Raw genomic sequence first — 26,981 nt, 5'->3', positions numbered from 1 at the left:
CGGGTCCTCCTCTAGTCGGGATGTTGATCACAGGAACGGTCGTGGCGGACGCCGAGACGATCATCGAGGACGGCGCCGTAGTCATAAGCGAAGAAACGATCACGGCCGTTGGCGACCGTGAGGACCTGTCGGACCGCTACCCCGACCACGAGCGACGCGAGTTCGACCTGATCGCCCCAGGACTGGTCGGCGCACACGTCCACTCGGTACAGTCGATCGGGCGAGGGATCGCCGACGACGCCGCGCTCCTCGAGTGGCTCTTCGATCGCGTCCTTCCGATGGAGGCCGAGATGGACGCGGACGCGACCCGGGCGGCCGCCGAACTCGGGTATCTCGAATGTCTCGAATCGGGGACGACGACCGTCGTCGATCACCTCACGGTCCACCACTCGTCGGCCGCCTTCGAGGCCGCACGTGACCTCGGGATCCGCGCTCGGCTGGGGAAGGTCCTCATGGACGCCGATTCGCCGGAGGGGCTCGAACAGGACACGGAGACCGCGCTCGCGGAGACCGAATCGCTGATCCACGAGTACCACGGCGCCGCCGACGGGAGGCTCCGATACGCGGTTACGCCGCGATTCGCGCTCTCCTGTACCGAGGCCTGTCTGCGCGGCTGTCGAGAGCTGGCCGATCGTCACGATGGCATCCGGATTCACACACACGCAAGCGAGAACCGCGAGGAGATCGCCGCGGTCGAATCGCGAACGGGAACCTCGAACCTCCGCTTTCTCGACGCGGTCGGCCTGACGGGACCGGACGTTACCCTCGCTCACTGTGTCCACACCGACGAGGGCGAACGGGAGTTGCTCGCGGAGACGGACACGGTCGTCACCCACTGCCCCTCCTCGAACATGAAGCTTGCAAGCGGGATCGCTCCGATCGCGGAGTACCTCGATCGGGGGATCACGGTCGCACTCGGTAACGATGGACCGCCGTGTAACAACACGCTCGATCCATTCACCGAAATGCGACAGGCGAGCCTCCTCGGCAAGGTCGACGCGCTCGATCCCACCCGATTGCCCGCGGAGGCCGTCCTCCGTATGGCGACGGAAGGGGGCTCCCGGGCGGCCGGATTCGACCGTATCGGCGCACTTCGTGAGGGCTACCGGGCGGACTTGATCGGGATGACAACTGCACACGCACGGACGACCCCGATCCACGACCCGATCTCACACCTCGTGTACGCGGCCCATGGCGACGACGTCGTTTTCACGATGGTCGATGGAACAGTCCGGTATGCGGACGGCGAGCACGTCGGGGTAGACGCCGAGGCGATCCGCCACCGAGCAAACCGGCACGCAAAACGGATCGCAGACCGGATCTAGCGGGCGATCCGCCGCGGGAGAGGGACCTCAGGGACGCCGAACGCGAACGGCTCCATCGTGACCCACGGTGACGAAGAGCCGCCGTCGGATCTCACGTCCGTGAACGGCGTCGCCGGCGGCATCGCCGACGGCCTTCATCAGCTCCGGGGCGGTATGGTTGACCTTCACGCCGGCGCCATCGCAGGCGTCGTAGACCAGCCCCGGGACATCGTAGAGGTCGGTGTCGTTGGGGATCTCGACGCGGACCGGTGCCGTGAGCGCCTCGGCGAACGCCACCGTCTCGCGGGCCTTCTCGACGTTCTCACGCGCGCTCGATTCCACGCTCGAAACGTTCGCACGCGAGGTGCCGAGCACGTCGGCGATGTCCGACTGCTTCATTCCGCGTTCGCGCAACACGAGTACCTCGGCCTGGCGACGGGTGAGCACGCTCTCGTCGGGTCGAAACCCCGTTCGTTCGAGCAGCGCATCGACGGATCCGGCATCGATCGTATTGGCTCCCTCGGAGGACCCGAGATCGCCGGGACCGTCGGCGGACTCATCCACATCGTCGCCGAAATCCACGCGGTCCGCGCCTCGATCGACGTCGCCTGTGCCGTCGTCTGCATCCATGTCTGTCGGGAAGGGATGCGGGCGGAAAAAGGTACAGTACGGACTGTCGTTGCATCCTCCGAACGGAGGAGTGGGACTATCAGCCCCAGAAGTTCTCGCGGCTGCCGAGACGCTCGCGGGTAATGCCGCTGCGTTCCTCCTGTGAGTCGTCCTCGTCCTCTTCGTCTTCCTCCGCCTCGTCCTCGCCCTCCTCGCTTTCCTCGTCCGTCTCGTCTTCCTCCGCCTCGTCCTCGAGAGGGAGCCGATCGACGATCTTCTTGGAGGTGGCGTGATTCGACTTGACGCGGTGAATCCGTACCTTGGCGCGTGCCGGTGGGAGCAGACCCTCGACGAGAACGATGAATCCGTCCTCAGTACGGCCGACTCCCGCCCCGCTTTCGTGGATATCGTCGACCTCGACGACGACTTCCTCGCCGGGTTGGACGGGCTGGCGTTTCAACTCATGGATCGGCATATCGTAGTGTTGACACCACTCGGCGCCCCCGCGGTTGCCGTAGTGTTGACAGCCCATCCCCTGAATCCGTTCTTCGAAACTCGGGCAGTCATCCGCGAGTGGACAGTCCGCCATGGCGGCAGTTAGCCGGCGTGCGCTCTTTACGTTTCCGACTGGCCTACCGCGGGCGATCGCGGCGGGGAACCGCAACGATCGTCCCCGGATCGATAACGCTCAGCCCTGCAGCGCTGGAGTCACTATGGGGTAATGGGGCCGAACTCGTCGACGGGCATCACGCTGTAATCGACCGAGAGCGTGTCCTGTGTCGCGCGGATCTTGCCGACGAACGAGGATATCTCCTCTAACTGTCCCTCCAGGACGAAAAGCTCCATACAGTAGTGGGCGCCGACGTGGCTGTGGAAGTTGGATGCGACGAGCCGGTCGTGTTCATGTCGAAGCCGCATCATACGCTCCTCGACGCTCGTGGTCTCGTAGTTGAACAATACGGTGACGACGGCCATCAACTCCCGATCCTCCAAGCGGGCGTCCTCGAACTCCCCGAGGAGGTTTCGTGCCGATTCGCGGACGACCTCGCTGCGGCCGGTATAGCCGTGGTCATCGGCGAACCGGTCGATCCGTTCCAACAACTCCTCGGGCATGGAAACGCTGACGACGGTCATATATTAACTATGCCGCCTTGAGTTGTTAAAGATTGAGTCATCCGGGCAGTGCCGCCGGCGGGTCACCGGTCGATCCAGGGCGAGCGAGCAACGGCGAGCGAGCGACGACCGACTGCCATGATCGAGAGCAACCGCCACTCACTCGCCCCGGTAGTCGGAGGGAGAGGCGTCGCCAGGGTCGGGAACACCGTCACGGTCGCGAGAGCCGTCGAGGCCGGATGCGCCGTCAGGCTCGCGAGATCCGTCGTAGGTGCCATCGTCATCATCACCGCGATCATCGTCGGAAGCGGTGTGCTCGGCGGACCGATCGGCGTGATCGGACGTCGCCGCCGACATGGTCCAGACCGCGACCAATCCCAACAGCACGGCGGGGATCATCGGCAAGGCGAGGTACGCCCCAAAGAAGCCGAAATCGAGGACGCCCAGCGCGTACGGATAGACGTAGATGATCCCGGGGATCACGAGCGTACAGCCGATCACGGCCGCCGCGAGGAGCCACCCGGCTCGGCCGAACCCGCCCGGAGCGGGTTCTGCAGCCGCCTTCGAGGGGTCGGGAGCGGCCCCGTGGTCGGAACGGGCGGTCTCGGTGCTGTCAGAACTCACTGTCGGGTATTACCACTACCTTCCCAAAGCCCTCACGATCCTCCAGGAGTCGATGTGCCTCGTCAGCCTCACTCATCGGACGGACCTCCCGGATCCGCGGCTCGAAGGTACCGTCCCAGACGAGTTCGAGGACGTCGTCTACCTCGCCGGGCGTCCCCATCGTCGAGCCGAGTACCGAAAGCTGGTTCCAGAAGATGCGATCCAGCCCCGCATCGGGATTCGGGCCGGTCGTCGCACCGCAGGTGACGAGTCGGCCGCCGCGCGCAAGCGATGCGATCGAGTCGGGATAGGTCGCCGCGCCGACGTGGTCGACGACGACGTCGACGCCGCGGCGGTCGGTCATGGCCGCGATCTCCTCGGCGAAGTCGTCCGCCTCGTAGTCGATGACGTGATCCGCGCCACAGTCCTCGGCATGTCGGAGCTTCTCCTCACTGGAAGCCGTCGCAAACACCTCACAGCCCGCGTGATCCGCGATCTGTACCGCGGCGTGTCCGACTCCGCCGGAGGCGCCGAGAACGAGGACGCGTTCGCCCGCCTCGATGTCCGCACGCGTGTGCAACATCCGCCAGGCGGTCTGGAACACGAGGGAGGCCGACCCGGCGATCTCCCAGTCGACGTGATCGGGGACCGGAACGAGGTTGTCCGCCGGGACCGCCGCCCGTTCCGCGTGAACGCCCGGAAGATGCTCCCCGATGATCTGAAACCGATAACACAGCGTGGGGTCACCGTCACGGCAGAACTCACAGGACCCACAGGAGACGCCCGCCGAGACGGCGACGTGATCGCCAGCCTCGAAGCGGTCGACGTCCGCACCGACGGACTCGACGACTCCGGCTGCGTCGCTGCCCGGCGTGTGTGGCATCTCCAGATCGATCCCCGGCAGGCCGCGGCGCGTCCACACGTCGAGGTGGTTAAGCGCGCCGGCCTTGACGTCGACCAGAACCTCGTCGTCGGCCGGGTCCGGGTCCGGAACCTCGCCGTACTCGATCACGTCACGATCGCCGTGTTCGGAGAATATCACCGATCGCATACCGATCGAAACCGGGCCGAACGACTAAACGGTTCGGTGAACGGCGAAACATGAGCGTGTCCATTGACGTTCCGGTCCTTTCGCCCGCGGTCGCGCGTCGGTCTCGAAGGCAGTCACCACCGAAGCCACCACCATCCCGCAAGAAGCACGACGAGCAGGAGGAAGGCACCGGCAGCGAGGATCGTGGTGTCATCCGTCCCCGTATCCTCCCTGACGGTCACGGGAATCACGTACGTATCCACGACGATTTCCTCCTCATCCGGACGCTCGGCGGTGACGTTGAGCGTGACCGACGACTGCGTCGCGACTGCGTCCTCATCGACCGTGACCTCGAAGGCAGCCGTCTCGGTGTCGCCGGGATCGAGTTGCTCGATATAGGCAAGTCCCGATTCCGTCGAGAAGGGATCGTCAGTAGTGAGTCGGAGTTGAAGATCCCGCAACGGGACGCGTTCGGTATGCTGAATACGGACCGTCATCCGGTTGTCCGTGTCGGTTTCGAACGTGGCGTCCTCCGGCGTCACCGAAAGCCACGTTCGCTCCGGTGAGATCGACACGACCGGTTCGATCGGGTCGCTTACTCGTCGATCGTCGTGAGGATCGCGATACCGAACCGTGAGGTTCATCCGTCGATCGCCCGCCGATGCCCGCTTTGCAACGTCGAGGTCATACGAGAACGAGTCACTCTCGCCGGGTTCGAGTCGACCCAGGCTAACCGTCGTATCAACGGGATCGATGGTCGGAGTTTCGGGGGAAAAGACGAGGACGGCACTATCGATCGTCGTCGGTCCCGTATTGATCACCGTTCCACTGATCGACCCCGGTTCACCGACGTAAAGCGAGCCGGAAACGTCTTCGACGGCGAACGTTTGTTCCGCTCCCGGCGTGATTCCGGCCGTCGCGTTTTCCGAGGTCCGCGGGATGCCGTCGGGATCCTCGTAGGAAACGATCGAGGTGAGCGGATAGTCACGGGAGACTGCATTGTCGGTCACGCTGGTCGTAAACTCGAACGTGTGGGATTCTCCCGGTTCCCACGTATTCACGAAGGCAAAGCCATGGGAGCGCTGTGAGGGCGTTCCGAGTCGGATCTCCTCGCTCGGCGATGTGAACTGGAGCGTGGCGTCGGTGGCGGGCTCAGTACCGACGTTGCGAACCGTGACCGACGTATTTCCCTGTCCGTTGATCCTCGCCGTCGAGGAGGTGTTAGTTATTTCAAATCGTGGGGTGTCCCGTATCGTGATCTCGAGAGTGTGGACGCGGTTCCGAAACGCGTCGTTGTATTCCGGGGTGGTCGAGCTATAATCGACGAGCGATGTATAACTGTATCTCACACGAACCGGGATCTCGTAGGTTCCTGGCTGCGCATCCTCAGGAATCGTGATCGCGATCGGGATCGGTCCCTGGGTTCCTTCCGGGACACGGCCAACCGGATACCGGCCCGTATTCACTTCGATCGGGGAGCCGTCGTCGAGAACGTCGATCGTCATTCCTCGAGCAGTCGTGACACGATCGACGTGTGGAGCGGGCCCTCCTCGACGGAGTCTCCCGTTATTCGAGACGTATACCGGAAGGGATGCCTCCTGTCCAGGGACGAATTCGTTGTCCGGACTATAGACGGAGATTCCGGGGGATCCGATGACCTGATCGCCCGCGATAGCCGGAACCGGAATCACGGCCAGCGTGAGGACGAGGACGCACAATCCGAGGGCCGAACGTACTGCCGTCATCATCCCGGACTCGTTTCGATGCGTTGCTCCGGAACGACCGCAGGGAGGGAGCCAGCGTCAAAGGACCTATCTACAACCATCAATAGATATACATCTTGGGTGCTGACGTATAAAATATCATGCCTCCGGATGTACACACGGTTTCAACGCGTGTGAGACGCCACGGATACCCAACCGAGATGAGGACGTGATCCGGCAATGACGACGATCGAGGTGGAGGGCCTCACAAAAGTGTACGGAGAGACCGTGGCCAACGACGATCTGGAGTTCTCGATCGAACCAGGAGAGATATTCGGCTATCTGGGCCCAAACGGGGCCGGTAAATCGACGACCATGCGGTTGCTCATGGGATTTCAGGCGCCCACGGAGGGTACCGCGAGGATATTTGGGAAGGACGTCCGGGACGAACGGGCGTTACAGGAGGTTAAAGGTCGGATCGGATTCCTTCCCGGTGACCTGACGTTCAACGAATCGGTCACCGGAGCCGAGTTTTTGAAGTACCAGTCTCGACTCAAAGGCGATCCACGACGCGACGAACTCCTCGAGTTATTCACGCCACCACTCGAACGGAAGATCAGGGAATACTCATCGGGAAACAAACAGATGCTCGGGATCGTGCAGGCGTTTATGCATGACCCGGACCTGATCATCATGGACGAACCCACGTCCGGGTTGGATCCGCTAAAGCAGGAACGCTTCAACGACTTTCTCCGTGAGGAACGGGACACGGGGAAGACCATCCTCTTTTCCTCACACGTCCTCGGAGAGGTCCGCCGCGTCTGTGATCGCGTCGGAATCATTCGTGACGGGTCCCTCATCACCGTCGAAAACGTCGAGGAACTGCTTGCACGGGGGGGAAAGCAGGTCCGAATTCACATGGAGGAACCACTCGCGGAAGACGAACTTCAACTGGATGGGATCGTCCACTTCGAGACCGAGGGGCACGTCGCACGATTCACCTTCACTGGCGACTACAACGAGCTGTTCGACGCGCTTTCGACGCAGGAGATACTCGACATCGAGATCGAAGAGCCCCCGATCGAGGAGGTATTCATGCACTTTTACGGGGAGGACTGACCCATGGCACTCGAGACGACCAGATACAGCGCTCGACGGCGTGTCCGTGGCTCGATCGCGATGGCGATCCTCCTGGGAGCGTTCGCGCTACTCATCATCTATATTTACCCCTCGTTTGCTGAGGCAAGCGCCGATATCGATGCGCTGATGGAATCACTCCCGGAGTCGTTTCGGGAGGGAATGGGCGTGGAATCGTATTCGACGATAGAGGGATTCGTCGCTGCGGAACTCTATCAGTTCCTCTGGATCCTTCTGCTTGGACTGTATATGGCATATATCGCGGGCGAAACGTTCTCCGACGACATCGAATCGAAACGACTCTATCTGGTTCTTTCGACGCCGATCTCGCGGTCGCGATTTCACCTGGAGACGACGCTTGCACTACTTACGCCGCTCATTATACTCAACGTAGTCATCCCGCTCGTCGTGTTTGGCGGGACGATAGCGATCGATTACCCGGTTGACCCGTATTATCTGGCGGCAGTGCATCTCCTGTCCGTTCCGTATCATCTCGTGTGTATGGGCATTGGAGCGGTACTTTCGGTCACGTTCGTTCGTGGAAACACCGCAGAACTAAGCGGCATTTCGATCGTGTTCCTGTTATTTTTACTGGACTCCGTAACGGTGGGATCCGACTTCGAGCGATTGGGAGCGATCAGTCCAACCAGATACATCGATCCCACGGAGATCCTCCTCCACGAGACGCTTGCAGTCGGAGACGCGCTCATCTTGCTTTCAGTGGCGCTGTTGCTCATATTCGGAAGCATGATCCTGTTTCAGAATCGTGATATCTGAGTTGCGTTTCGTTTCGAGAGCGACGGGAATCGTGAGTCGTCTCGTGCTCAGCCAGACGGGGATTTCGATGGCTCCCGATCCCGGCCCTGACCCCGACGCCGCGGCAACGGTACCGTCCACCGATCTCCGAGATCGGGAGCCGGAGAGTTTTGTTCCCTCGGACGGTACCGACGAGCATGACCGCCGAACACGACCACTCGAAAGAGACCGATCACGACCACGATCGGGACCGCGGCCATGGCGACGATCAGGACCACGACCACAGCCATCATCACGATCATCACGGTCACGATCTCGATCGGGTCGGAGTCGCGATCGTCACGGTGACGTCCTCGCGAACGATGGACGAGGATCCCTCGGGTGAGTTGATCGCGAGTATCCTCCAGGACGCCGGCCACGAGATCGCGGTTCGCGAGCTCATTCCGGACGATTTGGACCGAGTTCAAGGGACGATCGACCGGCTCGTTAGCCGCGATGACACGGACGTCGTGGTGACCACCGGTGGAACCGGCGTGACGCCCGACGACGTGACGCCGGAGGCGATCGATCCGCTCTTCGATAAGGAGCTACCTGGCTTTGGCGAGACGTTTCGCCGACTCTCGTACGCAGAGATCGGAACGCGGGCGATCGGATCGCGTGCGACGGCCGGGATCGCGAACGGCGCCGTGGTGTTTTGTCTACCGGGATCGGAGTCCGCGGTGCGACTCGGCATCGAGGATATCATCCTCCCGGAGATCGGCCACCTGGCCGGGCTCGCACGACGCGAGGAGCAATAGGGTTCTTTCCTTCGCTGGACCATTCTATCCGTTGGACACGCTCCAGTTCAGTGGACCATCTCCCCTCCGTTGGACACTCGTCGGTCCGTTCGGATATCCTGTCCGGCCCGTATTCGACGCCGACATTGACATCCACCACACGGCTGAAGCCGTGGGATTCCTCGCGTTGGGGGTCTGGCATTAGCGCCACCCCCACGGAGGCAACTTTCTCCTACGCCGACCGTAGGATACTCTGGTCTGTGTGCTCCTCGTTGGGACGGTGAGCGCGTGGTGACGCCGACCAACGGTGGTCGTCCCACTTGAGGCACACGGGCCGTGCCATCGGCCGTGGTACGTCGGTTTCGTGGCGTCGGAGGAACGTCTCCGACGCGGTGAGGTCCGCGTGGCCCTCGAAGCCACACGAACACGTGAGCGTGTCCTGATGCCGCGTCGTGTCCTCCGTCGAACCGCAGTTCGGACACGTCTGACTCGTCCACGCTTCGGGGCGGACTTCGACGGTGATGCCGAACTCCTCGGCGGTACACGCCAACCGGTCGATGAACGCGCGGAACGCCCAGAAGTTGTGCGTCTTCTGGTTCGCCCGCACCGACCAGTGCGTTTCCAGTACGTCGGTGAGATCGCCGACGTACACCGTCGCAACTCCCTCCTCGTACAGTCGCTCGAAGAGGTCGCGGGCGAGGGCGTCCATGGCATGGTCGCGCCGTCGCGTCCGGCGGCGGTACAGCCGTCGAATCCGCTTCGACGTGTACCGCCCCTCTTCGCGCTTCACTTTCGATTGGTGTTCCGCGATTCGGCGCGTCGTTTCGCGGAACCGGTCGAAGAGGTCGCGCCCCTCGTAGAGGTACTGCTGGCCGGTCGTGGTCGTACAGGCGACGATGTTGTTTGCACCGATATCCAGAGCGGCGGTTTCGTTCGCCAGTGGTGAATCCTGTCGAGAATCGTCCGTGGTGACAGGCTGAATGGCTCTGAATCGGTCGTCCAACTCGTCGTAGTACAGTTCCAACCGACCGGGTTTGCCGTCCCACTTGGGACGACCGCGCACTTCGAGTCGCAGGCGCTCTGTGTGACCGAGGCCGTACTCGTCCTTGAGGTCGGACCCGACCGGGATTTCGAGGCGGGAACGGTCGCCGGTTTCCAGCGTGTACTGGTCGCACCGACCGTACCAGCGGAGGTCGCGTCCCTCTTCCTCGTTGCCCCAGTACCCCGGCGGGCCAGCGGGTTCGCCCTTCTCCTTGGCCGCGAAGAACGACCGCCACGCTTCGTCGTTCTTTCGCTTCATCTCCTTCGCGGCCGCCGAGCCGAGAACGCCCTTGTAGTGGTCGTGAACGCGGGGGGCGTCCCACACACTCCCGTCGAGTTCGCCGAAGAACCGTTGCCGACGCTCGTAGGTGAGTTCGTTCCACAGGCAGGCTGAAGCGTCCAACACACGGTGAAGTAGCTCTTCGTCCCGTGGCGAACGGGGCGCTACGTCGAAGGTGTTGGAACGCTTCACTGCCCTGTTTGGGCTTCGATGTACGCTTCGACAGTTTCGTCCGATACGTCGCCAGCGGAGGACACGAAGTAGCTCCGTGTCCACAGTGACGGAAGGCCGAAGTCGAACTCCTCGCGCATCCGGCGCGAAGAGTAGCCTTTGACCTGTTGCATGATTTTGTTCGGGGAGAGTTTCGGATTACCCTCGATGAACAGGTGAACGTGGTCGGGACGAACCGCGAGCGCCAGTATCTCCACGTCGAGTTCGTCGGCTTTCTCTTCGATGAGTGCTTCGAGTCGGTCCTTTGCCTCGCCAGTGAGCACCGATTTGCGGTACTTCGGGCACCAGATGAAGTGGTAGTGCAAGCGGTGAACCGAGGTCCGCTCTTTGCTATACCCGCGAGGCATTGACTGTATATAGATGTGCCACACCAATAAGTGTATCTCATCCATTCAGACCCGGCCGGGCCACCGTCGGCGGTTGTGGCCGCGTTGTCCGCTCAGACCCACCCGTAAACGGGTGGGGTTCCGCTCGATTAAGTCTCACGGCCAATTACGGGTCGTCCGAGTCCCGAACCGACTCCAGGACCGTCGAAAGAACCGGCAACACCCACTTGACCTGCGCGCCATCCTCGAGAAAGACGATCGTCCGCGGGGGCTGCGTGGCCGCCGGGCGAACACGGAGACCGGCCTCCGTTGCGGCCTCGGCCGCCACGTCCGGCGCCTCACGGAACTCGACGCGAGCACGGTCGGGCTGAACGTGGACCGCGGCGATCGCCCGTTCGTCGCCGTCGGGATCGTCGAGAACGATCCGATAGGCTAGTTCGCCGTCGACGCTCGCCTCGACATCGGGATCGGCGTCGGTCACCCGCAAGTCACGAAGGCGGTCGGCATCGCCGGATATCTCCGAGGACAGAAGCTGTGCGATCCGGACGCCATCGGTGAGCCGTTTCTCGACCATCAGGCAGTCCCCTCCGTGTCGGCGGATTTCTCGTCGGCCTTCTCGACGGTCCCGTCGGTGTGTGAGGGCGTGGCTCCGACGATCTCCTCGCGGACGGCATCGGCCAAGACATCGATGTCGATCCCACGTTCCCTCGCGTAGACGACGGCGGCTGCCTCGATCGTGATCCCGAGGTCGCGTTGACGTTCGTTGATCGACGCGACCGCGGTCCGCTTGTCGACGCCGGCGCTCACGATCGTCTCAAGCGCGCGCTCGAAGGTCGACTGCTCGCGCAGGATGGTTTCGTCGGGTCGAAACTCCTCGGGAATCTCGACCGCGTCGGGATCGAAGCCGGGAACGAGGTCGTCGGTCTCCGGGTCGATCTCGAGTAACCCCCGACCGCTCGCGACATCGACGAGCCGCTTTGCCTGATCCGGCGAGAACCAGTCCCGATCGAGCGAGAGGGCGACGACGAACTCTCCCTCGCCGAGACGGTCCGTGCCACGCTGGCGGAACGGAACGGCGACGGCGACCTGTAGGCTCATGGAGGGATCCCCGCGATCGACGCCGGTAAAGTTACCGAACCGCTGGCCGTCGTCCGAGCAGCCCGAGTCGAACGGTTCAAGTATTCGCTGGCCGTTTTCGGACGTATGATAGACCAGGGACGTTCCACGCGGAAGCGAACCGGGGGTCGACTGCGACCCTCCCACGACAAGAAGCGACACCAGCTCGGCCGCCAGCCCACCGAGACGACGGTCGGCGAGCCCCGTTTCCGGTACGTCGACGCTCGCGGAGGCGACACGAAGGTCCGCGCGCTCTCGACGAACACGGCCCAGATCGCGGTCGGCGACGAGACCGTGTCGGCCGACATCGAGAACGTGGTCGAGAATCCGTCGAACGTCAACTACGTGCGCCGGAACATCATCACGAAGGGTGCGATCATCGAGACGAGCGAGGGACGCGCCCGCGTCACCTCCCGCCCCGGCCAGAACGGCCTCGTGAACGCCGTCGCGATCGACGAGTAGACAAGCGACGATCGAACGACCGGCGTCGAACAATCGGCGATCGACTGACGATCGAACGACCGGCGTCGAACAATCGGCGAACAACTGACGATCGACTGATCGACGATCCGACGACCCTCCGTCAGGTTCTCCGGAGCCGATCACGGCCCCGATCGGTCACGACGTAGCCCGGCTCGTCGTCCCCGGCGGTTCGATCGGCGTCAGGGTCGATTCGTTCGAGGAGATCGAGAGCGACGAGCCACTCGAGGACGTACTCGGTTCGCTCCCGCCAGATCGACTCCCAACTGTCGGGATTTTTGTACCGCTCGTAGGTTGGAACATCGGAGCGGAGCCGCTCGAAGGCGGTCTCGACGGTCGTCGGCCCGGAGCGCGTTTCGTGGTCCGTGTCACGTCTCGCGACGACCCGGAGCGTCTCGCGCGCGAGGAGGATCCGATCGAGAAATCCGTCGCGAAGCCGCTCGGCCGTCGGTTCGGTTCCGGTGCGTGTAAAGCCGGAGGCGGTCCGTTCGACCACCCCGAGCGCGCGAAGGAACGTGAGCCAGGTACGCGAGACGTCCCGGCTCGGAAATCCGACCCGCCGCATGAGCCGTTCACAGCAATCGTCCTCGTCGGCGGGAACGATCGGGAGCGCCTGCCACGCGTCGCGGAGCCGGGCGAGGCGACGGCTCGACGGCGGTTTGGGGACCATCTTGAACTGGATGTCCGCGTCCCCGGACGGATCGTCGGTCCTCGGATTGGTGTCCGTTGGCATCGCTGGATCGCGAACGTATCAGTCGAGGCCGAACGAGTCGACGAGCATGGACTCGTCGATTCCGCCGTGCGTGTAGGTGGGGCCGTCGATGACGTCAACAGTGACGTGGGCGGGCGCGAAGACGGATTCGGGGACCTCATACAGGTCCCAGTCGGCCTCCTCGAAGACCTCGAGGAACGGCGTGCCGTAGTCATCGTGGGCCGTCGAGACGAGCTCGTCGAAGCGCGCGTCGTCGCGAGCAACCTGCAGATAGACCTCGCCGCCGTAGGCGATCGCGTCGTTCGTCCGACCCATGGCGACGTCCTCGTCGTAGCTGACGGGAGCAACGGGCGCCGACCCGGAAGCGGTGAGGACGTCCGTCGGATCGTAGCCGAGTTCCAGCAGTCTGAACATCGCGAGTTCGGCCGCGCGAGCAGCCATCGTTACCGACCCGACGATCGACCCGGTCGCGAAGGCCGGCAAGAAGACGCCGGAGGGCTCGACGCCGGCGAGATCCGCGACGTGTTCGGCGACGGTCTCGTCGGGGATTTCGGTCGACTCGACGGCCAGGGTGGCGAACTCGAACTCGTCGTAGTAACCGACCCGCTCGAACTCCGTCTCGCGGCCGACGAGCGCGCGGGCGGGACCCGATCCCAACCCCTCGAAGGAATCGAATTCGAGCTCCCAGCCGGCCTTCTGAGAACAAAGCAGCGCGATGGCCGGATGATCGGTTGTGACCTCGATGAAGGGACGGGGCGTACCCGCGAGTCGGCCCATCGTGCTCGTCACGTTCGCGAGACCGGCCGTCTGGATCTCCGCCAGGAGGATCCCGGCCTCGATGCCACCGTTAGCCTGGACGCCGAAGTCGATGACGGTGGCTTCGTTGTCCAACTCGTAGGCCGCGACGTTGAGCTCGCCAGCGAAGTCCAACGCCTCATCGACGAGTTCGATCGCGGTCCGGTTGATGCTCTCCATACGGCTACTGCGCGCTCCTCGCGTAAGGAGCTTATCAAGGGGCGTCGGGAACGATGAAACGATCAAAGCGGGAAGACGATATCACCGCTCGTGAGTCGCTTCACGGCCGAGATGTTCCTCGACTGCCTCGACTTTGTCCTCGGCCGAAACGTCCGCCGTCCGCTTGTCGTCGATCTTCAACACCGTCGAGACGCGATCGCCGTCGACCGCCTCGTGAGCGGCCTGGGCGGCTTCGAACAGCGTGGCCGCGTCCTCGGCTTCGATCACGGTACCCATCGGGTTCGTCTCGTAGCTCACATCGAACGCCTCGAGGGCGTCGACGGCCTTGGCGACCTCGCCGGACATGCTGTCTTCGATCACGGGCGCGACGCTCAACAGGGCGATGGCGGTCATACCATCTGGATCGGTCGGAGAATACTTAAAAGCGCGCGAAATCGGGAACTGCCCCGTGATATCAACCGTCGAGAGCGTCGGCGAGGAACGCGATCTGGTGGCCGACGGCGGGTTCGAAGTCGGCCCCGTAGATCGACCAGTGGTCCGCGGGCATCCGAACGTAGGTGGATCGGGAAAGTCGATCGGCGACGGCTTCGACCTCCGGTTCGGGTGCCAACGCGTCCGTCTCACCCGCGAGCACGAGCGTGGGCGCGCTGACGTCCTCGATTCGGTCGCCCATCCATGCGCGGGCGATCGAAAGAAGCGAGCGGGCGGGCGTCTCGTTGAGCCAGGCCGATTCACGGTCGACGAGATCGAGGTATCCCCGCCTGGCACCGGGATCCACGATCACCGCGTCATCGGCTGCGTCCCCGACGATCGGAACGGTTCGGCCACCGGTAAGGCGACCGACCGTCGCATCGCGAACGCCGGTCGCCATCGCGGCGAGGAAGGGTTTGGTGCCTCGTCGCCGGAGGAACGCACGGCCGTCGAGGATCGGCGTGATCGCCAGGGCGGCGTCCACGTCTCGCCGATTGCTGGCTGCTCGAAGCGCGTGGAGGGCCGCGAGCCCGGCCCCATAGACTGCGAGATCCGGACCGAGATCGTCGATCCGACGGACGCGATCGATCGCGGCATCGTAGTCATCACGGTGGTGGCCGGGCGCGATCCGTCGGCGAGTGCCCTCGGAGTCGCCGAATCCGCGATAGTCGAACCGAAAGGTGGCATAGCCGGCGGCCGCGAATCGCTCCGCGATCGCCGGCAGCCCGAACGAACGGTCCCCACCGAGTTCCGGACCCATCACGACGACCGGGGGATCCCTGGTCGCGGAGGGGAGGGACAGCGTGCCGCAGCAGGTCTCCCCGCCGCTCTCAAAGGAGACGAAACGAGTTGCATATCGCTCACGTGGCGGTCGATCGAGGTCCCGCTGGGCCCGGTTTCGCGGTTTCCGTCGGGTCACCGCTCGTCCTCCGCGGCCGAACGCGTCGGTTCGTGGTCGATCGTCTCGAGAACCCGCGTGGAGAACTCCGTCTCGGAGAGTTCATAGTCGACGAGCTGCTCGAACCACGCCGGCTCGACGTGCCAGCGACCGAGGACGTCCCCGGGCGCGCGTTCGACGGTGGCTTCGACGCGCGTCGGCTCCCAGCGGCCGTCCTCAATGAGTTCGATGAGGGCATTACACGCGCGGCCGATCTCGGGGTGATGTACCGTCTCACCGGGGAACGCGGTCATGTAGGTCATCTCGAGGACCTCGTCGTCGGTCGAGAGGGATTCAACGCTTATCCCGTAGCTTCGAAGCTCCTCGGTGAGCGCGTCCGCGTCCATGGTCATGACGGCCGTTGCGGCGCCGAGGCTAAATCGGTACCGGGAACGTGGATCGAGAACTACGGGTGGAGTTGAGTCAGTCGCGTTGAAAAGCCGCTGGCGGGGGGGATCGTCGGGGGGACGACGAACCAAATTCGGTTGTCAGAGGCACACGATTTGGGTTTCCCGCGCGGCAACTGATCGTTTAGTATCGAGCCTAATAACCTTTCTGCGATCAGCAGTATGCTAACAGGGCACAATTAGCCGGCAATCGGCGACAGCACTTTTCGACCGGGAACCGTAGCTGACCGCCATGGAACTCACCGAGGCGCTTCTTGCCGAGGACGCGGCGATGGCCGTGGTCGGTGCCGGCGGGAAAAAGACGACGATGTATGCGCTCTCGAGTCGACTCGATCGCCCGGTTCTCACCGCGTCGGTGCGAATCCCGATCTTCGATCCGCACGTCTCGACGGTGGCGACCACCGACGATCCCGTCGGTCGACTCGCCGACGCGTCCCCAGGCGAGTTTCCGCTCGGATTGATCCGTGAACGCGAGAACGGGCGCGAGGACCGCTATCTCGGATACGATCACGAGGTCGTCGCGTCGATCGTCGATGCCCATCGGGATCAGGGAAGCGTGCTGATCAAGGCCGACGGTGCGCGGATGCGCGAGTTCAAAGCACCCGGGGAGGCGGAACCACAGATCCCGGAGAACGTCGATGTCGTGGTGCCGATAGCAAGCGTCTCGGTCGTCGGCGAATCGCTCTCATCGGGTCTCGTTCACCGTCCCGAGCGAGTCCTGGAGGTGGCACGCGCGGCCGGCATCGACCTGGCGATAGACGATCCGGTCACCCCTGAAGTCGTCGCCGCGGTGCTTGCAAGCGACCGGGGCGGCCTGAAGAACGTTCCCGAGGAAGCACGGGTGGTTCCTCTGCTCAACAAGGTCGACGACGACGAGGACGCGGCCCTCGCACGCGAGATCGCAGGGGCGTTCATCGAACGGTTCGAGCAACGAAGGGCCACCCACCGGACCACGAATCATGCCAATCCGGAGAACGGGATGTCAGTCCCTGCCGTCCCTCACGTCGTTCTCGGCCGGCTGATCGACGGCGTGGTCGTCGATGTCGTTCCAGTGGATGGGGAGATCCCGGACGGCGGATCCGGGGCGTAGTCTGTGGGGGATCGAATCCGCCTCGATTGAACTACCCGGCGAGTTGAAACCTTTTTCCCCGTGTCGGCCCGAATACGGACGTGTACGATGCGGTAGTCTTCGACAACGACGGGGTGCTCGTGGGACGAACACCCTTCGAGACGCTACGGGAGGCGGCCTGGAACGCCTTCGAGAGCGTCGGCGTCGAGGACCCCGATCTCGCACACGTCGACGACGTCGCGATCGGCGTGAGCCCCGCGACGCTTACCGACGTCTGTGAGCGATACGACGTCGATCCGGGCGAGTTCTGGCGCGTTCGCGACCGGGCCGCAAGCGACGCGCAGGCCGCGGACGCGCGCGCCGGACGAAAGACCCCCTACGGGGACCTCGACGTCCTCGACGAGTTGGACGCCCCGCTTGGCGTGGTCTCCTCGAACCAGCAGGCGACCGTCGATTTCCTCCTCGATCACTTCGATCTCGCGGGGCGCTTTGAGACCGCCTACGGCCGAGAACCGTCGATCGCTAGCCTCTCGCGCAAGAAGCCGTCCCCCTACTACATCGAGCGCGCGATGGAGGATCTGTCGGCCGAAACGGCGCTTTTCGTCGGCGACAACGAATCCGACCTCGAGGCGGCCGATAACGCCGGGATCGATTCAGCGTTTATCCGTCGACCCCATCGGCGGGACTTCGAGTTGGACCGCCAGCCCACCTACGATATCGACGACCTCCACGACCTCGTGAGCATCTGCGGTCGCCGATAACCGTCGCTTTTGCTTCCGGTGGATCCGTCGCGCCGACGGGGCTTTCCACCCGGAGGCCATACAGCAAGTATGACAACGAACCCACCGGGAGGAGCTGATCCGGGAGCGGGACTCGAAGACGGGGACCCCTCCAAGCCGGTCGGATTGGACAGTGAGGAGGAGCTGAACGCGTTTCTCGCGGACCATGACGTCGCGCTGGTCGAGTTCTACACGGAGGGGTGTACGATCTGTCAGTCCGTCGAACCGGTGCTCGGGACGGTCGCGAAGGGAGCCGAGATCGCGATCGCGACGATAAATCCCCGGAACGACGCCGATCTGATCGAGGACTACCAGATCAAAAGCGTGCCGACGCTCGTGTTATTCCTCGACGGTGAGCCCGTCGATCGCCTCGCGGAAGGGTTCGTCGGCGTCGACCGCGTTCTCGAGTTCATCGCGACACACGCACCGGATCGCGTTCCCGAAAATCAGTAAGCACACCGAAACGGACGGTGACGATCGAGGCCGAATACCGATCGATCTCGAACCCGGATGGTCGGTCGCCGACTAGGCCGACGTCGGCGACATCTGGATGTTCAGACTCTTTTGGATGAGCTGAGTGAACGCCATCGAACAGAGGAAGTACCAGACGATCCAGATCTGTATCGGCCCGACGAGCGGCTCCGTCCACGAGAGCGACTGTCCGACGATCGGGACCACGATCTCGCCGAGCTCGTAGTGGGCCTCGCTGCCGCGGTAGCCGACGACCCAGTACATCCAGAGGAACGCCGGAATGGTGAGGAACATGATCCACACCATCGGGCGGAACTGCTCTTTGAACATGCCGAGCTGGTCGCCCATCGCCTCCATTTGTTCCTCCTGGATGCGATCCAGCGCCTCCTGGTCGTCGCGCTCTTTGGCCTCCTTGCGACGCTGTTGGATGTCCTTCATCCGGTCTTGGTACTGTCCCATCTTCTCCATGTCCATGATCCCGGCACGCAACAGCGTCGAGTAGAGCCCGGTTGCGAGCGCGACGACCATGATGACGACGTAGAAGGGAACGATCTCCGCGAGGGGGCCAAACACGAGATCGACGACTCCGGCAATAATCGATCTAACCGGCGCCCACGCGTAGCCGACGAAGAAGCCGACCGTCACGAGGCCGGCCAGTTTATCCCATTTCGACCAGGAGGACTCCTCGGGCGTCTCGGCGTCGCCGCCGGATCCGCCGACCGCTCCGGACGCATCAGTCGGCTCGAGGGCGGCCTCGATGGCCTCACGGTCGGTGAGCGCGAATCCGGACTCGCCGTCAACGAGGATTCCCTTTTCGATCAGCCGACCCCACTGGCCGCTGGTCAACTCCTCGCGGACGTCGACCCACTTCACCTCACCGTCAGCGGCGTGTTCGAGGACGACTTCGAGAGCCTCGCGCATTTCGTCGTCCTCGGCGACGAGGCTGCGAACTTTCCGTTCGACTTTGCTCATCGTGAAGCGGTAGGAAACGGACGGTTAAGAACCTTTTAGCTTGCACTCGAACAAATCATCGATCGATCGCGACACACGACGGGGATATCCGACAGTCAGGAACGGGGCGAGCGTGTTCCGTTTTTTGACTGATGTTGGCTGGAAGCACGTCGGTAGGCGTCGGTAGGCGTCGACGGAAGCGCATCGGTAGGCGTCGACCGAAGCGCGTTACTCGTCGTCGAGGACGTCCCGGATCCGATCGAAGACCTCCTCCGGGGACGCCTCGCCGTCGATCTCGACGAGGTCACCGGTCTCGCGGAAGTGTTCGATGACGGGTTCGGTGTTCTCCCGGTAGACGGACAGTCGCTCGCGGGCGGTCTCCTCCGTGTCGTCCTCACGCTGCTGGAGTTCGCCGCCGCACTCGTCACAGACGCCCTCCTCCTCGGGCGGTGCGAACTCGACGTGGTAGTTCGCCCCACAGTCCTCACACACGCGCCGGCCGGTCAGTCGGTCGACGAGGACCTCCTCGTCGACGTCGAGAAATATCACGGCGTCGAGATCGGTGATCTCCGAAAGGAACTCGGCCTGATCGAGATTCCGCGGGTAGCCGTCGAGAACGAATCCGTCGGCGTCCGTAAGCGCCGCCTCCACGATCTCGTTGACGACCGGATCCGGGACGAGTTCGCCCGCCTCCATGAACTCGCGTGGCGTGCCGTAGTCGGTTTCCATGTCCTTTCGCGCCCGTAGCGCGTCGCCGGTGGTGACGTGTTCGAGATCGTACTCGTCGGCCAGCTTCTTGCTCTGAGTGCCCTTTCCCGCACCGGGTGCCCCAAGCAGGAGAATACGGTGACTCATATTCGGTGGATGAACCCCTCCACCTAAAGCCTTGAAGATATCCATGCGTCGGATGGGCGAGCATCCACCGGAGACGACACCACGACGAGGAGTGGGCTGATGCGGTGGCTGATGTGGGTGCTGGCTCGATGGACTGATTCGGAGGGCTGATTCGGAGAGCCGACGCGGGGAGCTGACGCGGCGAGCGAGGACGACCCGAAACGCTTTCGGAACGTCGCGCCGCGTTCCCGGACATGGCGTTTCTTCCCGAGGGGTTCACGCTGCCGGCACTCCCGCACCTCGTCATCCTGATCGCGGCGGTCGCCCTGGTGGCTGCCGCATTTCGCCGGGATCCACCACAGGTGGGAAAACGACACGTGCTCGCGCTCGCCCCATGGATGGTCGTCGGATCGTGTACACACGTCCTGTACGTGATCGGCGCCTTACCCGAGACGGTGCGACCGTTCGCCGGGACCCCCGCCGTCTATCTGACGATCGCGGCGATCGCCGGCGCGACGTGGATCGCTGCCGAATCTGCCGCGTCGATCCGGCCGCGTCGTGTCCCGGCGGTCCTGGCCGCGATCGGCCTCGTAGTGCTCGTCCCGATCGTCTCTCTCGCCCTGGCGACGGGCGCCCGAAGCGGGTCCCTCTCGCCGATGTGGCCCGCGATCGCCCTCGTCCTCTCGGCGCCGATCGCGGCCGCGACGTGGATGGCGCTCGTGCGAACGGTTCCACGGACCGCTGTCACGGGCGAAATCGGCGCGCTCGCGGTCTTCGGCCACACGCTCGATGGCGTCTCGACGGCCGTCGGTGTCGACGTCCTCGGGTTCGGCGAGCGGACACCGCTATCGCGAATCATCATGGAGGTCGCGGGCGGACTGCCGACGCCGGAGGCACTCGGGGTCGGCTGGCTGTTCGTGGTCGTCAAGCTCGCGGTCGCAAGCCTCGTAGTCGTCCTCTTCGCCGACTACGTCGAGGCGGATCCGGCCGAGGGATATCTCCTGCTCGGATTCATCGCCGCGGTCGGGCTGGGACCGGGCGCCCACAACCTGTTATTGTTCACCGTTTCGGGATGACGACTCCCGCCGATCCGCGTTCTCGGACGTGATCTCCGGATCGATCCCAAGTCGATCGAGGGTCGCCATCGTCGGGATCCCCTCGAGTTCCCAGCCCCGCGATCGGTAGTACGCGTCCAACGTCTCCTCGTATTCCTCGGGATCGATCCGGCTTCCGGCAGCCGGGCCGCCGACGATGGGCTCCGTGAACATCGTCGGGAGCCGATCGTCCGTGCGGTCGAGCCCCTCGCGGACGTTGAACAGGCGAACCAGCGTCCAGATCCGTTCGCCGATCGTCGAGAGCGTCTCCGTCTCGGTCGGATACGCCAGATCGGCGGTCGACTCGAGTGCGCGAAGGAAGCCACCGGCCAGGTCGCGCCACATCATCTCACCGGCGAAATCGTCGGCGACGAGACTCCACAGTAGTGACCGGACGTTCTGGGCCTCGATCACGGCCTCGACCCGATCCGTGCGGTCCCACGTGTCGAAGACCTCCCGTTCGATCGGACGGGCCCGGCGATGGCAGCCGCCACGGTCGCTCGTGGCGTACGCGAGTGCCATCGCGGGAGCAACCCGCGGATCATAGGCCGGAAGCGCCATCGACTTCACGGTCGGAATGGCCTCGAGATCGAACCGCTCCGTGGCCGTCTCGACGCCCAATCGGAGCGTCTCAACGACCGTGGGATCGATCGCCGGGAGTCGCTGGTCGAGATCGTCGTCGGAACTATCCGATCCGGACTCACCGGACGGATCCGCGTCCGCCACCCCGGCGATCAGTCGGATAGCACCTCGTGCGGGTTCCGGATCGCCGAAGGGAACGTCGGCGTCGATCAGGCCGGCTTCGTCGGCGTGGGCCAGCCATGCGACCGCGTTACCGGCGGAGATGACGTCGACGCCGAGTCGGTCACAGAGCCCACCGATCGTGGCCACCGCGTCGAAATCGTCGATCCCAAGTCCAGCACCGATCGACATCGATACCGCGCCACGTGGCACCGTCTCGCCCGCGTCGGTCTCGACGCGGAAGTCGCCTGGAACGTCCGAATCGGGGTTCTCACGGCCGGTCGCGGCCTCACGGGCGGCGTCGATCCCGACCGCATCCGTTCCCTCGAAGCATCCTCGTGTCCAGCCCTCAGTCGCGAGCCCCCCGACGGCGTTCGCGAAATCGACCGATTCGACGGTTCCGCCGGCGGCGTGCCAGCGTCCGGTTGGATCCTCGACGTACCGATCCTCGTAGTCCGCACGCAGGGCCGCAAGTTTCGGGCTTGCCGGCTCGGCGACGGCGTCGCGCGCGAGGACGGCCGTCAGTCCCTTCGCGCCCATCACCGCGCCGGCACCACCGCGTCCGGCGTGGTGTTCGCCGGCGTCGGAGGCGATCGTCGCGTATCGGACCCCATTCTCGCCCGCGGGGCCGACACATGCCACGGCAGCCTCGGAGTGGAACTCGGCGGTTTCGACGGCGTCCATACCCCAGCAGTCGGCGGGGACGATCCGTCCGTCACCATCGGCAATCTCGATCCGGACCGGATCGTCGCTCGTGCCGGTCACGAGGAGGCCGAGGCAGTCAGCAAGCGATCCCGCGAGTCGAGCGGCGAACTCGCCGCCCGCGTAAGAATCGAGAAAACAACCAGTGAGCGGCGACTTCGTCACGGCCGCATACCGTGGTTCGCCGGGTAGTGATCCCGAGAGCGGTCCAACGAGGAAACAAAGCAGGTTATCCGCGCCGAGAGGATCGACGTTGGGTTCCAGTTCCGCGTGGAGATAGCGAGCGCCGAGTCCCTTCCCGCCGAGATATCGGCGACGCCACCGCTCGGGAACGCGTTCGCGGTCGATCGTTCCGGCGGAGAGATCCGCACGGAGCACGTGCGTTCGGCCGGCCATTGCGTCGGAGAGCGATTGTTGTGCCGAACGTATATGCTCTCGGGTGGGGAACCCCCCGGGGTCCGATCCGGAGAGAAACATCGCGAAGCCGACGTGCAGGGAAACGGCCTTCACCGACGGGGGGCAAACGTGGGCATGGCGAGTGACGAAGTCATGATCGAAGATCGGGATCTGACCGGCGCGATCGTCGCGGGCGGCCGGTCGACGCGGTTCGGCGAAACCGACAAAGCGGTGGCGCCGCTCTCGGGAACCCCGATGATCCGCCGTGTGGCGGATCGGCTGGCGGGGGCCGACGATCCGGTCGATCCCGGCGCCGAACGCGCAAGCGGTGGCGAACCGATCGTGCGAGACATCGTGGTCAACTGTCGATCCGATCAGCGGGCGACGATCGAGGCCGCGATGGAGGGCTACCCGCTCGCAGTCCGGTACGCGGTGGACGACGAACCCGACATGGGACCGATGGCAGGTATCCGAAACGCCTGTCGTGGGGCCGCCGGCGAATACGTCGCCGTAGTCGCCTGTGACATGCCGTTCGTGGATCCACGCCTGCTCGAACGCCTCCACGGGCGAGCCCAGGGTCATGAGGCAGCCGTTCCCCGAATCGACGACCAATGGTATCAGACGACACAGGCAGTCTACCGGGCCGAGCCGATGGCATCGGCCTGTGACCAGGCGCTTTCGGCCGGAAAACGGAAGATCGTCGAGGCACTCTCCGAACTCGAGTACGTCGTCCTCGACGGGGCGGAGATCCGCGCCGTAACGACCGAACGCACCTTCGAGAATCTCAATACTCGTGAAGATCTCGCGGCCGCAGCGGCGCGCATCGACGAGCAGTAGAGGACCGGCGAGCAGTAGACGTGGACGATGGGACTTTCTCACTATCGCATAAAAGTACGGAGCAGAGCGGCGACCTGACCGACATTCACGAGCGTTCACCCACGCTCGACTGGAGGATAAGTCGGGACACGTGGACTGACACGGTCGATCACGTCCAGTCGTCAGGATCCCCCGAAGCGATCGCGTTTATATATGCCTCGGCCGTAGACTGACTCGTGTCGAACGAGAGCGTTACCGTCCGGATCGATCCGCACGTCCACTCCGCGGCGTCCTACGACGGTCACGAGCCGATCGAGTTGATCCTCGAACACGCCGCGGACATCGGACTCGACGGCGTGGTGATCACCGATCACGACGTGCTCTCCGAATCGGTTCGCGCCGCCGAGATCGCCGCCGAGTACGGCCTGATCGGCATCCCCGGCGTGGAGGTCTCGACGGCCCACGGCCACCTGCTTGCGATCGGCGTCGAGTCGATGCCACCACATCGGGTCTCCTACGAGGAGACGGTCGAGTGGATCCACGACCACGGCGGCGTGGCGATCGTCCCGCACCCCTTCCAGCGATCGCGACACGGCGTCCGCCAGCGAGATATCCCGACCGGATCGGACGCCGACGGACGGCCGAGTGGCGTGGATGCGATCGAGGTATTCAACGCGTGGCTATTCACGGGCTATCGAAACCGCAAGGGCCGTCGGTTCGCCGGCGAGCACGCGCTTCCCGGAGTGGCCGCAAGCGACGCGCACACCCTCGAGTATGTCGGTCGGGCCTTCACCGAGGTCGAGATCGAGAACGGAGAATCACTCGCCACGGTGGATCCCACGGACGTCCTTGAGGCGATCCGGGGGGGAACGACGAGCGTCTCGGGTAAGCGCGCACCCGTTCCGATGGCGGCGAGACATTATGCGATCGCCGCGGGACGAAAATCCGGGTACTACGCGAAGACGGGCGCGATCCGGAGCGCGACCGCGGCGCGCTGGGCGGCGTTCACGGCCGCCTCCACGGCCCGGGTTGGTGTCCTCCAGGGCGCCCACCGGATCGCGAGGGTCGCCGCCTGGCTCCGATGAGGATCGCATAGCGCGGTGCGGATCGCGGGCGATTCGGCGCCCAGACGAACCGTTCGTGACACTCACCCGGCCGTACTGCCGCCGTCGACGGCGATGACCTCACCAGTGATGTAATCGGCATCCGGAGACAACAGGAACGCCACCGTCTCGGCGACGTCCTCGGGTGCACCGAGTCGTCCGAGCGGGATATTCCGAGCACGCCGCTCCTCCCACTCCGGATCCTCGCGTCGGACCGTCTCGTTCATCGACGTCCGGGTCGTGCCCGGTGCGACGGCGTTGATCGTCACGTCCTCATCGGCGTATTCGATCGCCAGTTGCCGAGTCAACGCGTCGATCGCGCCCTTCGTCGCAGAGTAGGCCGGCAGCTCCGGGATGCCGCGCGTCGCGGCTTCCGAGGAGACGAAGACGAACGATCCGTCCGTTTCGACCAGTTCGGGGAGCGCGGCTCTCGCCAGTCGCAACCCACCGAGCAGGTTGGTATCGACGACGAACTCGAGGTCCTCGTCGGTCGCGTCGGTGATCGGCCCGCGAGTGAGCACGCCGACGGTCGTGACGACGGCGTCGAGGCCGCCGAACTCGTCGGCAGCGCGGTCGACGGCCCGGTTGACGGCGTCCGTCTCGCGGACGTCACACTCGATGGGCACTGTGTCTCCCGTGAGCGCCGCCGAACGGTCCCGTAGCTCCTCGATCGATCGGGCCGCCATGGCGACCGACGCCCCGCGATCCAGCAGCGCCTCGACGATCGATCGGCCGATGCCGCGGCTCGCGCCGACGACGAGCGCGCGCATTCCGTCAGCGTCCGCCTGTTCGCTCATACCGCCCGTGAGAGTGGGTGGAAAAATAGGCGTTCGGGTCGGGTCGGGGTCGCCGACGGAGCGAAGCCCGCGGCGATCGATGGCGGGAGCGGAAACGGCCGATCAGTCGGCGGCGACCGTGCTGGTCGAGTCGGTCATCGAGAGGACGTCGTCGAAGAAGTCGAGCGAGTCGTGGGGGCCCGGATTCGCCTCGGGGTGGTACTGGCGGGTGATAACGCCGAACTCCTCGCTTTCGAGACCCTCGGCGGTATCGTCGTTGACGTTGATCTGCGTGACCTCGAGTGGCCCCGGATCGGAGACGGTGTACCCATGGTTCTGGGTCGTCATGATGACGCGATCGGTCCGCAGGTCCTGGACGGGCTGGTTGACCCCACGGTGACCGAAGGTCATCTTCTCCGTGGATCCGCCGAGCGCACTCGCGATGATCTGCTGGCCCAGACAGATCCCGGCAAGCGGAATCTCGCCGGCGAAGGTGTCGACGATCCCCTTTGCGGCCTCGAAGTTCTCCGGGTCACCGGGGCCGTTCGAGACGAACAGGATGTCGGGGTCGACCGTCTCGACGTCCGCGGGAGAGGAGTCGTAGGGCAGGACGTGGACGTCGGCACCGCGTTCGTTGAGCGAGTCGATGATCGAACCCTTCGCGCCACAATCGAGAAGCGCGATCCGCACGTCGGCCTCGCCGTTCGAGTCGCCCTCGTGCAGGGTCGGCTCGGTCACGGAGACCTGCGCACCGATATCGACGTGATCGCTCATCGGCTTGCAGGCCTCCATTTCTGCGATTGCGTCCTCGGGAGTAACGTCCTCGCCGGCGGCGATCCCGCAGGCCATTGCACCTTCCTCACGGACGGTCGTGACGAGTTCGCGCGTATCGAGATGGTCGATCGCCGGAATTCCCTCATCGGCGAGCCACTCGGCGACGTCGTCGGTGAACTCGCGGGCGATCGCCGCGCGCGGCTGGACGGTTTCCGATTCGAACCGCTCGGACCGGACGCCGTAATTGCCGATCAGGGGGTAAGAGAAGGTGAGAACCTGTTCGGCATAGGACGGGTCAGTCAACGATTCCTCGTACCCGGTGTAGGCGGTCGTAAAGACCAATTCACCACGTGTACGCCCCGGAGCGCGGGCGCGCGCCTCGAGCACGCGTCCGTCAGCCAGCGCGATATAGGCGTCCGACATTACGAGAAACGTACGGAGCTACCCTAATAAGTGCGTCGTTCGTAG

31 protein-coding genes are annotated in these 26,981 nt (G+C 64.2%); 11 read left to right on the top strand and 20 right to left on the bottom strand.

Annotated elements, in window-relative coordinates:
- The first annotated feature begins 20 nt into the window (after positions 1-20).
- Positions 21-1,325, top strand: a complete 1,305-nt coding sequence (locus ACERIT_RS10470; RefSeq protein ID WP_373674799.1) for a 5'-deoxyadenosine deaminase — start codon at positions 21-23, stop codon at positions 1,323-1,325.
- 27 nt (positions 1,326-1,352) lie between these two features.
- Here ACERIT_RS10470 and ACERIT_RS10465 read toward each other — a convergent pair whose 3' ends face one another.
- The 6 genes from ACERIT_RS10465 to ACERIT_RS10440 all read right to left on the bottom strand — a co-directional run bounded on the left by ACERIT_RS10465 (position 1,353) and on the right by ACERIT_RS10440 (position 6,404).
- Entirely contained in the window at positions 1,353-1,934 is a 582-nt protein-coding gene (locus ACERIT_RS10465; protein WP_373674798.1) for a Tfx family DNA-binding protein, read from the bottom strand.
- 79 nt (positions 1,935-2,013) lie between these two features.
- Positions 2,014-2,502: a TRAM domain-containing protein gene (locus ACERIT_RS10460; protein WP_373674797.1), complete on the bottom strand. Its 489-nt coding sequence runs from the start codon at positions 2,500-2,502 to the stop codon at positions 2,014-2,016.
- A gap of 122 nt (positions 2,503-2,624) precedes the next feature.
- Complete coding sequence (locus ACERIT_RS10455) at positions 2,625-3,047, bottom strand: CopG family ribbon-helix-helix protein (protein WP_373674796.1); 423 nt, start codon at positions 3,045-3,047, stop codon at positions 2,625-2,627.
- Positions 3,048-3,185: 138 nt separating this feature from the next.
- Positions 3,186-3,650, bottom strand: a complete 465-nt coding sequence (locus ACERIT_RS10450; RefSeq protein WP_373674795.1) for a hypothetical protein — start codon at positions 3,648-3,650, stop codon at positions 3,186-3,188.
- Positions 3,640-4,680 (bottom strand): zinc-binding dehydrogenase, encoded by a 1,041-nt coding sequence (locus tag ACERIT_RS10445; protein WP_373674794.1) that lies wholly within the window; start codon positions 4,678-4,680, stop codon positions 3,640-3,642. The genes ACERIT_RS10450 and ACERIT_RS10445 overlap by 11 nt, the downstream gene beginning before the upstream one ends.
- Positions 4,681-4,793: 113 nt before the next feature.
- A complete protein-coding gene (locus tag ACERIT_RS10440; RefSeq protein ID WP_373674793.1) occupies positions 4,794-6,404 on the bottom strand; it encodes a COG1361 S-layer family protein in 1,611 nt (536 codons plus the stop codon).
- Between the two features lie 198 nt (positions 6,405-6,602).
- Here ACERIT_RS10440 and ACERIT_RS10435 point away from each other — a divergent pair, with 198 nt between their 5' ends.
- From ACERIT_RS10435 to ACERIT_RS10425, 3 genes are all read left to right on the top strand, one after another.
- Entirely contained in the window at positions 6,603-7,481 is an 879-nt protein-coding gene (locus ACERIT_RS10435; protein ID WP_373674792.1) for an ABC transporter ATP-binding protein, read from the top strand.
- Between the two features lie 3 nt (positions 7,482-7,484).
- Complete coding sequence (locus tag ACERIT_RS10430; RefSeq protein WP_373674791.1) at positions 7,485-8,276, top strand: ABC transporter permease; 792 nt, start codon at positions 7,485-7,487, stop codon at positions 8,274-8,276.
- 176 nt (positions 8,277-8,452) lie between these two features.
- Positions 8,453-9,052 carry a molybdenum cofactor biosynthesis protein B gene (locus ACERIT_RS10425; RefSeq protein ID WP_373674790.1) on the top strand — a complete coding sequence of 200 codons (600 nt, stop codon included), beginning with the start codon at positions 8,453-8,455 and terminating at the stop codon, positions 9,050-9,052.
- Positions 9,053-9,263: 211 nt separating this feature from the next.
- On the opposite strand, the gene ACERIT_RS10420 is transcribed toward ACERIT_RS10425, so the two are convergent.
- The 4 genes from ACERIT_RS10420 to ACERIT_RS10405 form a co-directional block, all read right to left on the bottom strand.
- The gene (locus tag ACERIT_RS10420; RefSeq protein WP_373674789.1) at positions 9,264-10,544 is read right to left on the bottom strand and encodes an RNA-guided endonuclease InsQ/TnpB family protein; all 1,281 of its coding nucleotides are present in this window, start codon (positions 10,542-10,544) and stop codon (positions 9,264-9,266) included.
- Positions 10,541-10,930 (bottom strand): IS200/IS605 family transposase, encoded by a 390-nt coding sequence (gene tnpA / locus ACERIT_RS10415; protein WP_373674788.1) that lies wholly within the window; start codon positions 10,928-10,930, stop codon positions 10,541-10,543. The genes ACERIT_RS10420 and tnpA overlap by 4 nt, the downstream gene beginning before the upstream one ends.
- Positions 10,931-11,075: 145 nt before the next feature.
- Positions 11,076-11,483 (bottom strand): hypothetical protein, encoded by a 408-nt coding sequence (locus tag ACERIT_RS10410; RefSeq protein ID WP_373674787.1) that lies wholly within the window; start codon positions 11,481-11,483, stop codon positions 11,076-11,078.
- On the bottom strand, positions 11,483-12,007 hold the full coding sequence (locus ACERIT_RS10405; protein WP_373674786.1) for a DUF2240 family protein: 525 nt from the start codon (positions 12,005-12,007) through the stop codon (positions 11,483-11,485). Before ACERIT_RS10405 ends, ACERIT_RS10410 begins: the two co-directional genes overlap by 1 nt.
- A gap of 105 nt (positions 12,008-12,112) precedes the next feature.
- Here ACERIT_RS10405 and ACERIT_RS10400 point away from each other — a divergent pair, with 105 nt between their 5' ends.
- Positions 12,113-12,487, top strand: coding sequence for a 30S ribosomal protein S8e (locus ACERIT_RS10400; protein ID WP_373674785.1), 375 nt, complete (start codon positions 12,113-12,115; stop codon positions 12,485-12,487).
- Between the two features lie 121 nt (positions 12,488-12,608).
- Here ACERIT_RS10400 and ACERIT_RS10395 read toward each other — a convergent pair whose 3' ends face one another.
- The 5 genes from ACERIT_RS10395 to ACERIT_RS10375 form a co-directional block, all read right to left on the bottom strand.
- Positions 12,609-13,238: a hypothetical protein gene (locus ACERIT_RS10395; RefSeq protein ID WP_373674784.1), complete on the bottom strand. Its 630-nt coding sequence runs from the start codon at positions 13,236-13,238 to the stop codon at positions 12,609-12,611.
- Between the two features lie 18 nt (positions 13,239-13,256).
- On the bottom strand, positions 13,257-14,192 hold the full coding sequence (mch, locus tag ACERIT_RS10390) for a methenyltetrahydromethanopterin cyclohydrolase (RefSeq protein WP_373674783.1): 936 nt from the start codon (positions 14,190-14,192) through the stop codon (positions 13,257-13,259).
- Between the two features lie 81 nt (positions 14,193-14,273).
- Positions 14,274-14,585: an MTH1187 family thiamine-binding protein gene (locus ACERIT_RS10385; RefSeq protein ID WP_373674782.1), complete on the bottom strand. Its 312-nt coding sequence runs from the start codon at positions 14,583-14,585 to the stop codon at positions 14,274-14,276.
- Between the two features lie 61 nt (positions 14,586-14,646).
- The gene (locus tag ACERIT_RS10380; RefSeq protein ID WP_373674781.1) at positions 14,647-15,582 is read right to left on the bottom strand and encodes a serine aminopeptidase domain-containing protein; all 936 of its coding nucleotides are present in this window, start codon (positions 15,580-15,582) and stop codon (positions 14,647-14,649) included.
- Positions 15,579-15,947, bottom strand: coding sequence for a hypothetical protein (locus tag ACERIT_RS10375; RefSeq protein ID WP_373674820.1), 369 nt, complete (start codon positions 15,945-15,947; stop codon positions 15,579-15,581). The genes ACERIT_RS10380 and ACERIT_RS10375 overlap by 4 nt, the downstream gene beginning before the upstream one ends.
- Before the next feature lie 292 nt (positions 15,948-16,239).
- On the opposite strand from ACERIT_RS10375, the gene yqeC reads away from it, so the two are divergent.
- The 3 genes from yqeC (at position 16,240) to ACERIT_RS10360 (ending at position 18,308) form a co-directional block, all read left to right on the top strand.
- A complete protein-coding gene (yqeC, locus tag ACERIT_RS10370; RefSeq protein WP_373674780.1) occupies positions 16,240-17,097 on the top strand; it encodes a selenium cofactor biosynthesis protein YqeC in 858 nt (285 codons plus the stop codon).
- Positions 17,098-17,177: 80 nt separating this feature from the next.
- Positions 17,178-17,837 carry an HAD family hydrolase gene (locus ACERIT_RS10365; protein ID WP_373674779.1) on the top strand — a complete coding sequence of 220 codons (660 nt, stop codon included), beginning with the start codon at positions 17,178-17,180 and terminating at the stop codon, positions 17,835-17,837.
- Positions 17,838-17,906: 69 nt separating this feature from the next.
- Positions 17,907-18,308: a thioredoxin family protein gene (locus ACERIT_RS10360; protein WP_373674778.1), complete on the top strand. Its 402-nt coding sequence runs from the start codon at positions 17,907-17,909 to the stop codon at positions 18,306-18,308.
- 72 nt (positions 18,309-18,380) lie between these two features.
- On the opposite strand, the gene ACERIT_RS10355 is transcribed toward ACERIT_RS10360, so the two are convergent.
- Together ACERIT_RS10355 and ACERIT_RS10350 are read right to left on the bottom strand one after the other, a co-directional pair.
- Positions 18,381-19,298 carry a DUF106 domain-containing protein gene (locus ACERIT_RS10355; protein ID WP_373674777.1) on the bottom strand — a complete coding sequence of 306 codons (918 nt, stop codon included), beginning with the start codon at positions 19,296-19,298 and terminating at the stop codon, positions 18,381-18,383.
- A 207-nt stretch (positions 19,299-19,505) separates the two neighbouring features.
- Positions 19,506-20,132 (bottom strand): adenylate kinase, encoded by a 627-nt coding sequence (locus ACERIT_RS10350; protein WP_373674776.1) that lies wholly within the window; start codon positions 20,130-20,132, stop codon positions 19,506-19,508.
- A 233-nt stretch (positions 20,133-20,365) separates the two neighbouring features.
- Between ACERIT_RS10350 and ACERIT_RS10345 the strand changes: the two genes are divergently transcribed.
- Positions 20,366-21,187 (top strand): DUF63 family protein, encoded by an 822-nt coding sequence (locus tag ACERIT_RS10345; protein WP_373674775.1) that lies wholly within the window; start codon positions 20,366-20,368, stop codon positions 21,185-21,187.
- Here ACERIT_RS10345 and ACERIT_RS10340 read toward each other — a convergent pair.
- Entirely contained in the window at positions 21,164-23,044 is a 1,881-nt protein-coding gene (locus ACERIT_RS10340) for an aldehyde ferredoxin oxidoreductase family protein (RefSeq protein ID WP_373674774.1), read from the bottom strand. The two genes, ACERIT_RS10345 and ACERIT_RS10340, sit on opposite strands and share 24 nt — an antisense overlap.
- Positions 23,045-23,179: 135 nt before the next feature.
- Between ACERIT_RS10340 and ACERIT_RS10335 the strand changes: the two genes are divergently transcribed.
- On the top strand, positions 23,180-23,881 hold the full coding sequence (locus tag ACERIT_RS10335) for a molybdenum cofactor guanylyltransferase (RefSeq protein ID WP_373674773.1): 702 nt from the start codon (positions 23,180-23,182) through the stop codon (positions 23,879-23,881).
- 215 nt (positions 23,882-24,096) lie between these two features.
- Positions 24,097-24,945 carry a CehA/McbA family metallohydrolase gene (locus ACERIT_RS10330; RefSeq protein WP_373674772.1) on the top strand — a complete coding sequence of 283 codons (849 nt, stop codon included), beginning with the start codon at positions 24,097-24,099 and terminating at the stop codon, positions 24,943-24,945.
- A 62-nt stretch (positions 24,946-25,007) separates the two neighbouring features.
- Here ACERIT_RS10330 and ACERIT_RS10325 read toward each other — a convergent pair whose 3' ends face one another.
- Together ACERIT_RS10325 and carA are read right to left on the bottom strand one after the other, a co-directional pair.
- A complete protein-coding gene (locus ACERIT_RS10325; protein WP_373674771.1) occupies positions 25,008-25,760 on the bottom strand; it encodes an SDR family NAD(P)-dependent oxidoreductase in 753 nt (250 codons plus the stop codon).
- Positions 25,761-25,862: 102 nt separating this feature from the next.
- Entirely contained in the window at positions 25,863-26,936 is a 1,074-nt protein-coding gene (gene carA, locus ACERIT_RS10320) for a glutamine-hydrolyzing carbamoyl-phosphate synthase small subunit (RefSeq protein WP_373674770.1), read from the bottom strand.
- Between the last annotated feature and the right edge of the window lie 45 nt (positions 26,937-26,981).

It is taken from the genome of Halopenitus sp. H-Gu1 (genome assembly GCF_041821145.1).
GTDB lineage: Archaea > Halobacteriota > Halobacteria > Halobacteriales > Haloferacaceae > Halopenitus.
The sequence above is the reverse complement of the archived record's forward strand: the minus strand, read 5'-3'. Positions and strand labels throughout refer to the sequence as shown.

Excerpts from the sequence above, each read along its gene's own strand:
- ACERIT_RS10470 (WP_373674799.1), top strand. The coding sequence starts at position 21 with ATGTTGATCACAGGAACGGTCGTGGCGGACGCCGAGACGATCATCGAG.
- ACERIT_RS10465 (WP_373674798.1), bottom strand. The coding sequence starts at position 1,934 with ATGGATGCAGACGACGGCACAGGCGACGTCGATCGAGGCGCGGACCGC.
- ACERIT_RS10460 (WP_373674797.1), bottom strand. The coding sequence starts at position 2,502 with ATGGCGGACTGTCCACTCGCGGATGACTGCCCGAGTTTCGAAGAACGG.
- ACERIT_RS10455 (WP_373674796.1), bottom strand. The coding sequence starts at position 3,047 with ATGACCGTCGTCAGCGTTTCCATGCCCGAGGAGTTGTTGGAACGGATC.
- ACERIT_RS10445 (WP_373674794.1), bottom strand. The coding sequence starts at position 4,680 with ATGCGATCGGTGATATTCTCCGAACACGGCGATCGTGACGTGATCGAG.
- ACERIT_RS10440 (WP_373674793.1), bottom strand. The coding sequence starts at position 6,404 with ATGACGGCAGTACGTTCGGCCCTCGGATTGTGCGTCCTCGTCCTCACG.
- ACERIT_RS10435 (WP_373674792.1), top strand. The coding sequence starts at position 6,603 with ATGACGACGATCGAGGTGGAGGGCCTCACAAAAGTGTACGGAGAGACC.
- ACERIT_RS10430 (WP_373674791.1), top strand. The coding sequence starts at position 7,485 with ATGGCACTCGAGACGACCAGATACAGCGCTCGACGGCGTGTCCGTGGC.
- ACERIT_RS10425 (WP_373674790.1), top strand. The coding sequence starts at position 8,453 with ATGACCGCCGAACACGACCACTCGAAAGAGACCGATCACGACCACGAT.
- tnpA (WP_373674788.1), bottom strand. The coding sequence starts at position 10,930 with ATGCCTCGCGGGTATAGCAAAGAGCGGACCTCGGTTCACCGCTTGCAC.
- ACERIT_RS10410 (WP_373674787.1), bottom strand. The coding sequence starts at position 11,483 with ATGGTCGAGAAACGGCTCACCGATGGCGTCCGGATCGCACAGCTTCTG.
- ACERIT_RS10405 (WP_373674786.1), bottom strand. The coding sequence starts at position 12,007 with ATGAGCCTACAGGTCGCCGTCGCCGTTCCGTTCCGCCAGCGTGGCACG.
- ACERIT_RS10400 (WP_373674785.1), top strand. The coding sequence starts at position 12,113 with ATGATAGACCAGGGACGTTCCACGCGGAAGCGAACCGGGGGTCGACTG.
- ACERIT_RS10395 (WP_373674784.1), bottom strand. The coding sequence starts at position 13,238 with ATGCCAACGGACACCAATCCGAGGACCGACGATCCGTCCGGGGACGCG.
- mch (WP_373674783.1), bottom strand. The coding sequence starts at position 14,192 with ATGGAGAGCATCAACCGGACCGCGATCGAACTCGTCGATGAGGCGTTG.
- ACERIT_RS10385 (WP_373674782.1), bottom strand. The coding sequence starts at position 14,585 with ATGACCGCCATCGCCCTGTTGAGCGTCGCGCCCGTGATCGAAGACAGC.
- ACERIT_RS10375 (WP_373674820.1), bottom strand. The coding sequence starts at position 15,947 with ATGGACGCGGACGCGCTCACCGAGGAGCTTCGAAGCTACGGGATAAGC.
- yqeC (WP_373674780.1), top strand. The coding sequence starts at position 16,240 with ATGGAACTCACCGAGGCGCTTCTTGCCGAGGACGCGGCGATGGCCGTG.
- ACERIT_RS10360 (WP_373674778.1), top strand. The coding sequence starts at position 17,907 with ATGACAACGAACCCACCGGGAGGAGCTGATCCGGGAGCGGGACTCGAA.
- ACERIT_RS10355 (WP_373674777.1), bottom strand. The coding sequence starts at position 19,298 with ATGAGCAAAGTCGAACGGAAAGTTCGCAGCCTCGTCGCCGAGGACGAC.
- ACERIT_RS10350 (WP_373674776.1), bottom strand. The coding sequence starts at position 20,132 with ATGAGTCACCGTATTCTCCTGCTTGGGGCACCCGGTGCGGGAAAGGGC.
- ACERIT_RS10345 (WP_373674775.1), top strand. The coding sequence starts at position 20,366 with ATGGCGTTTCTTCCCGAGGGGTTCACGCTGCCGGCACTCCCGCACCTC.
- ACERIT_RS10340 (WP_373674774.1), bottom strand. The coding sequence starts at position 23,044 with ATGGCCGGCCGAACGCACGTGCTCCGTGCGGATCTCTCCGCCGGAACG.
- ACERIT_RS10335 (WP_373674773.1), top strand. The coding sequence starts at position 23,180 with ATGGCGAGTGACGAAGTCATGATCGAAGATCGGGATCTGACCGGCGCG.
- ACERIT_RS10325 (WP_373674771.1), bottom strand. The coding sequence starts at position 25,760 with ATGAGCGAACAGGCGGACGCTGACGGAATGCGCGCGCTCGTCGTCGGC.
- carA (WP_373674770.1), bottom strand. The coding sequence starts at position 26,936 with ATGTCGGACGCCTATATCGCGCTGGCTGACGGACGCGTGCTCGAGGCG.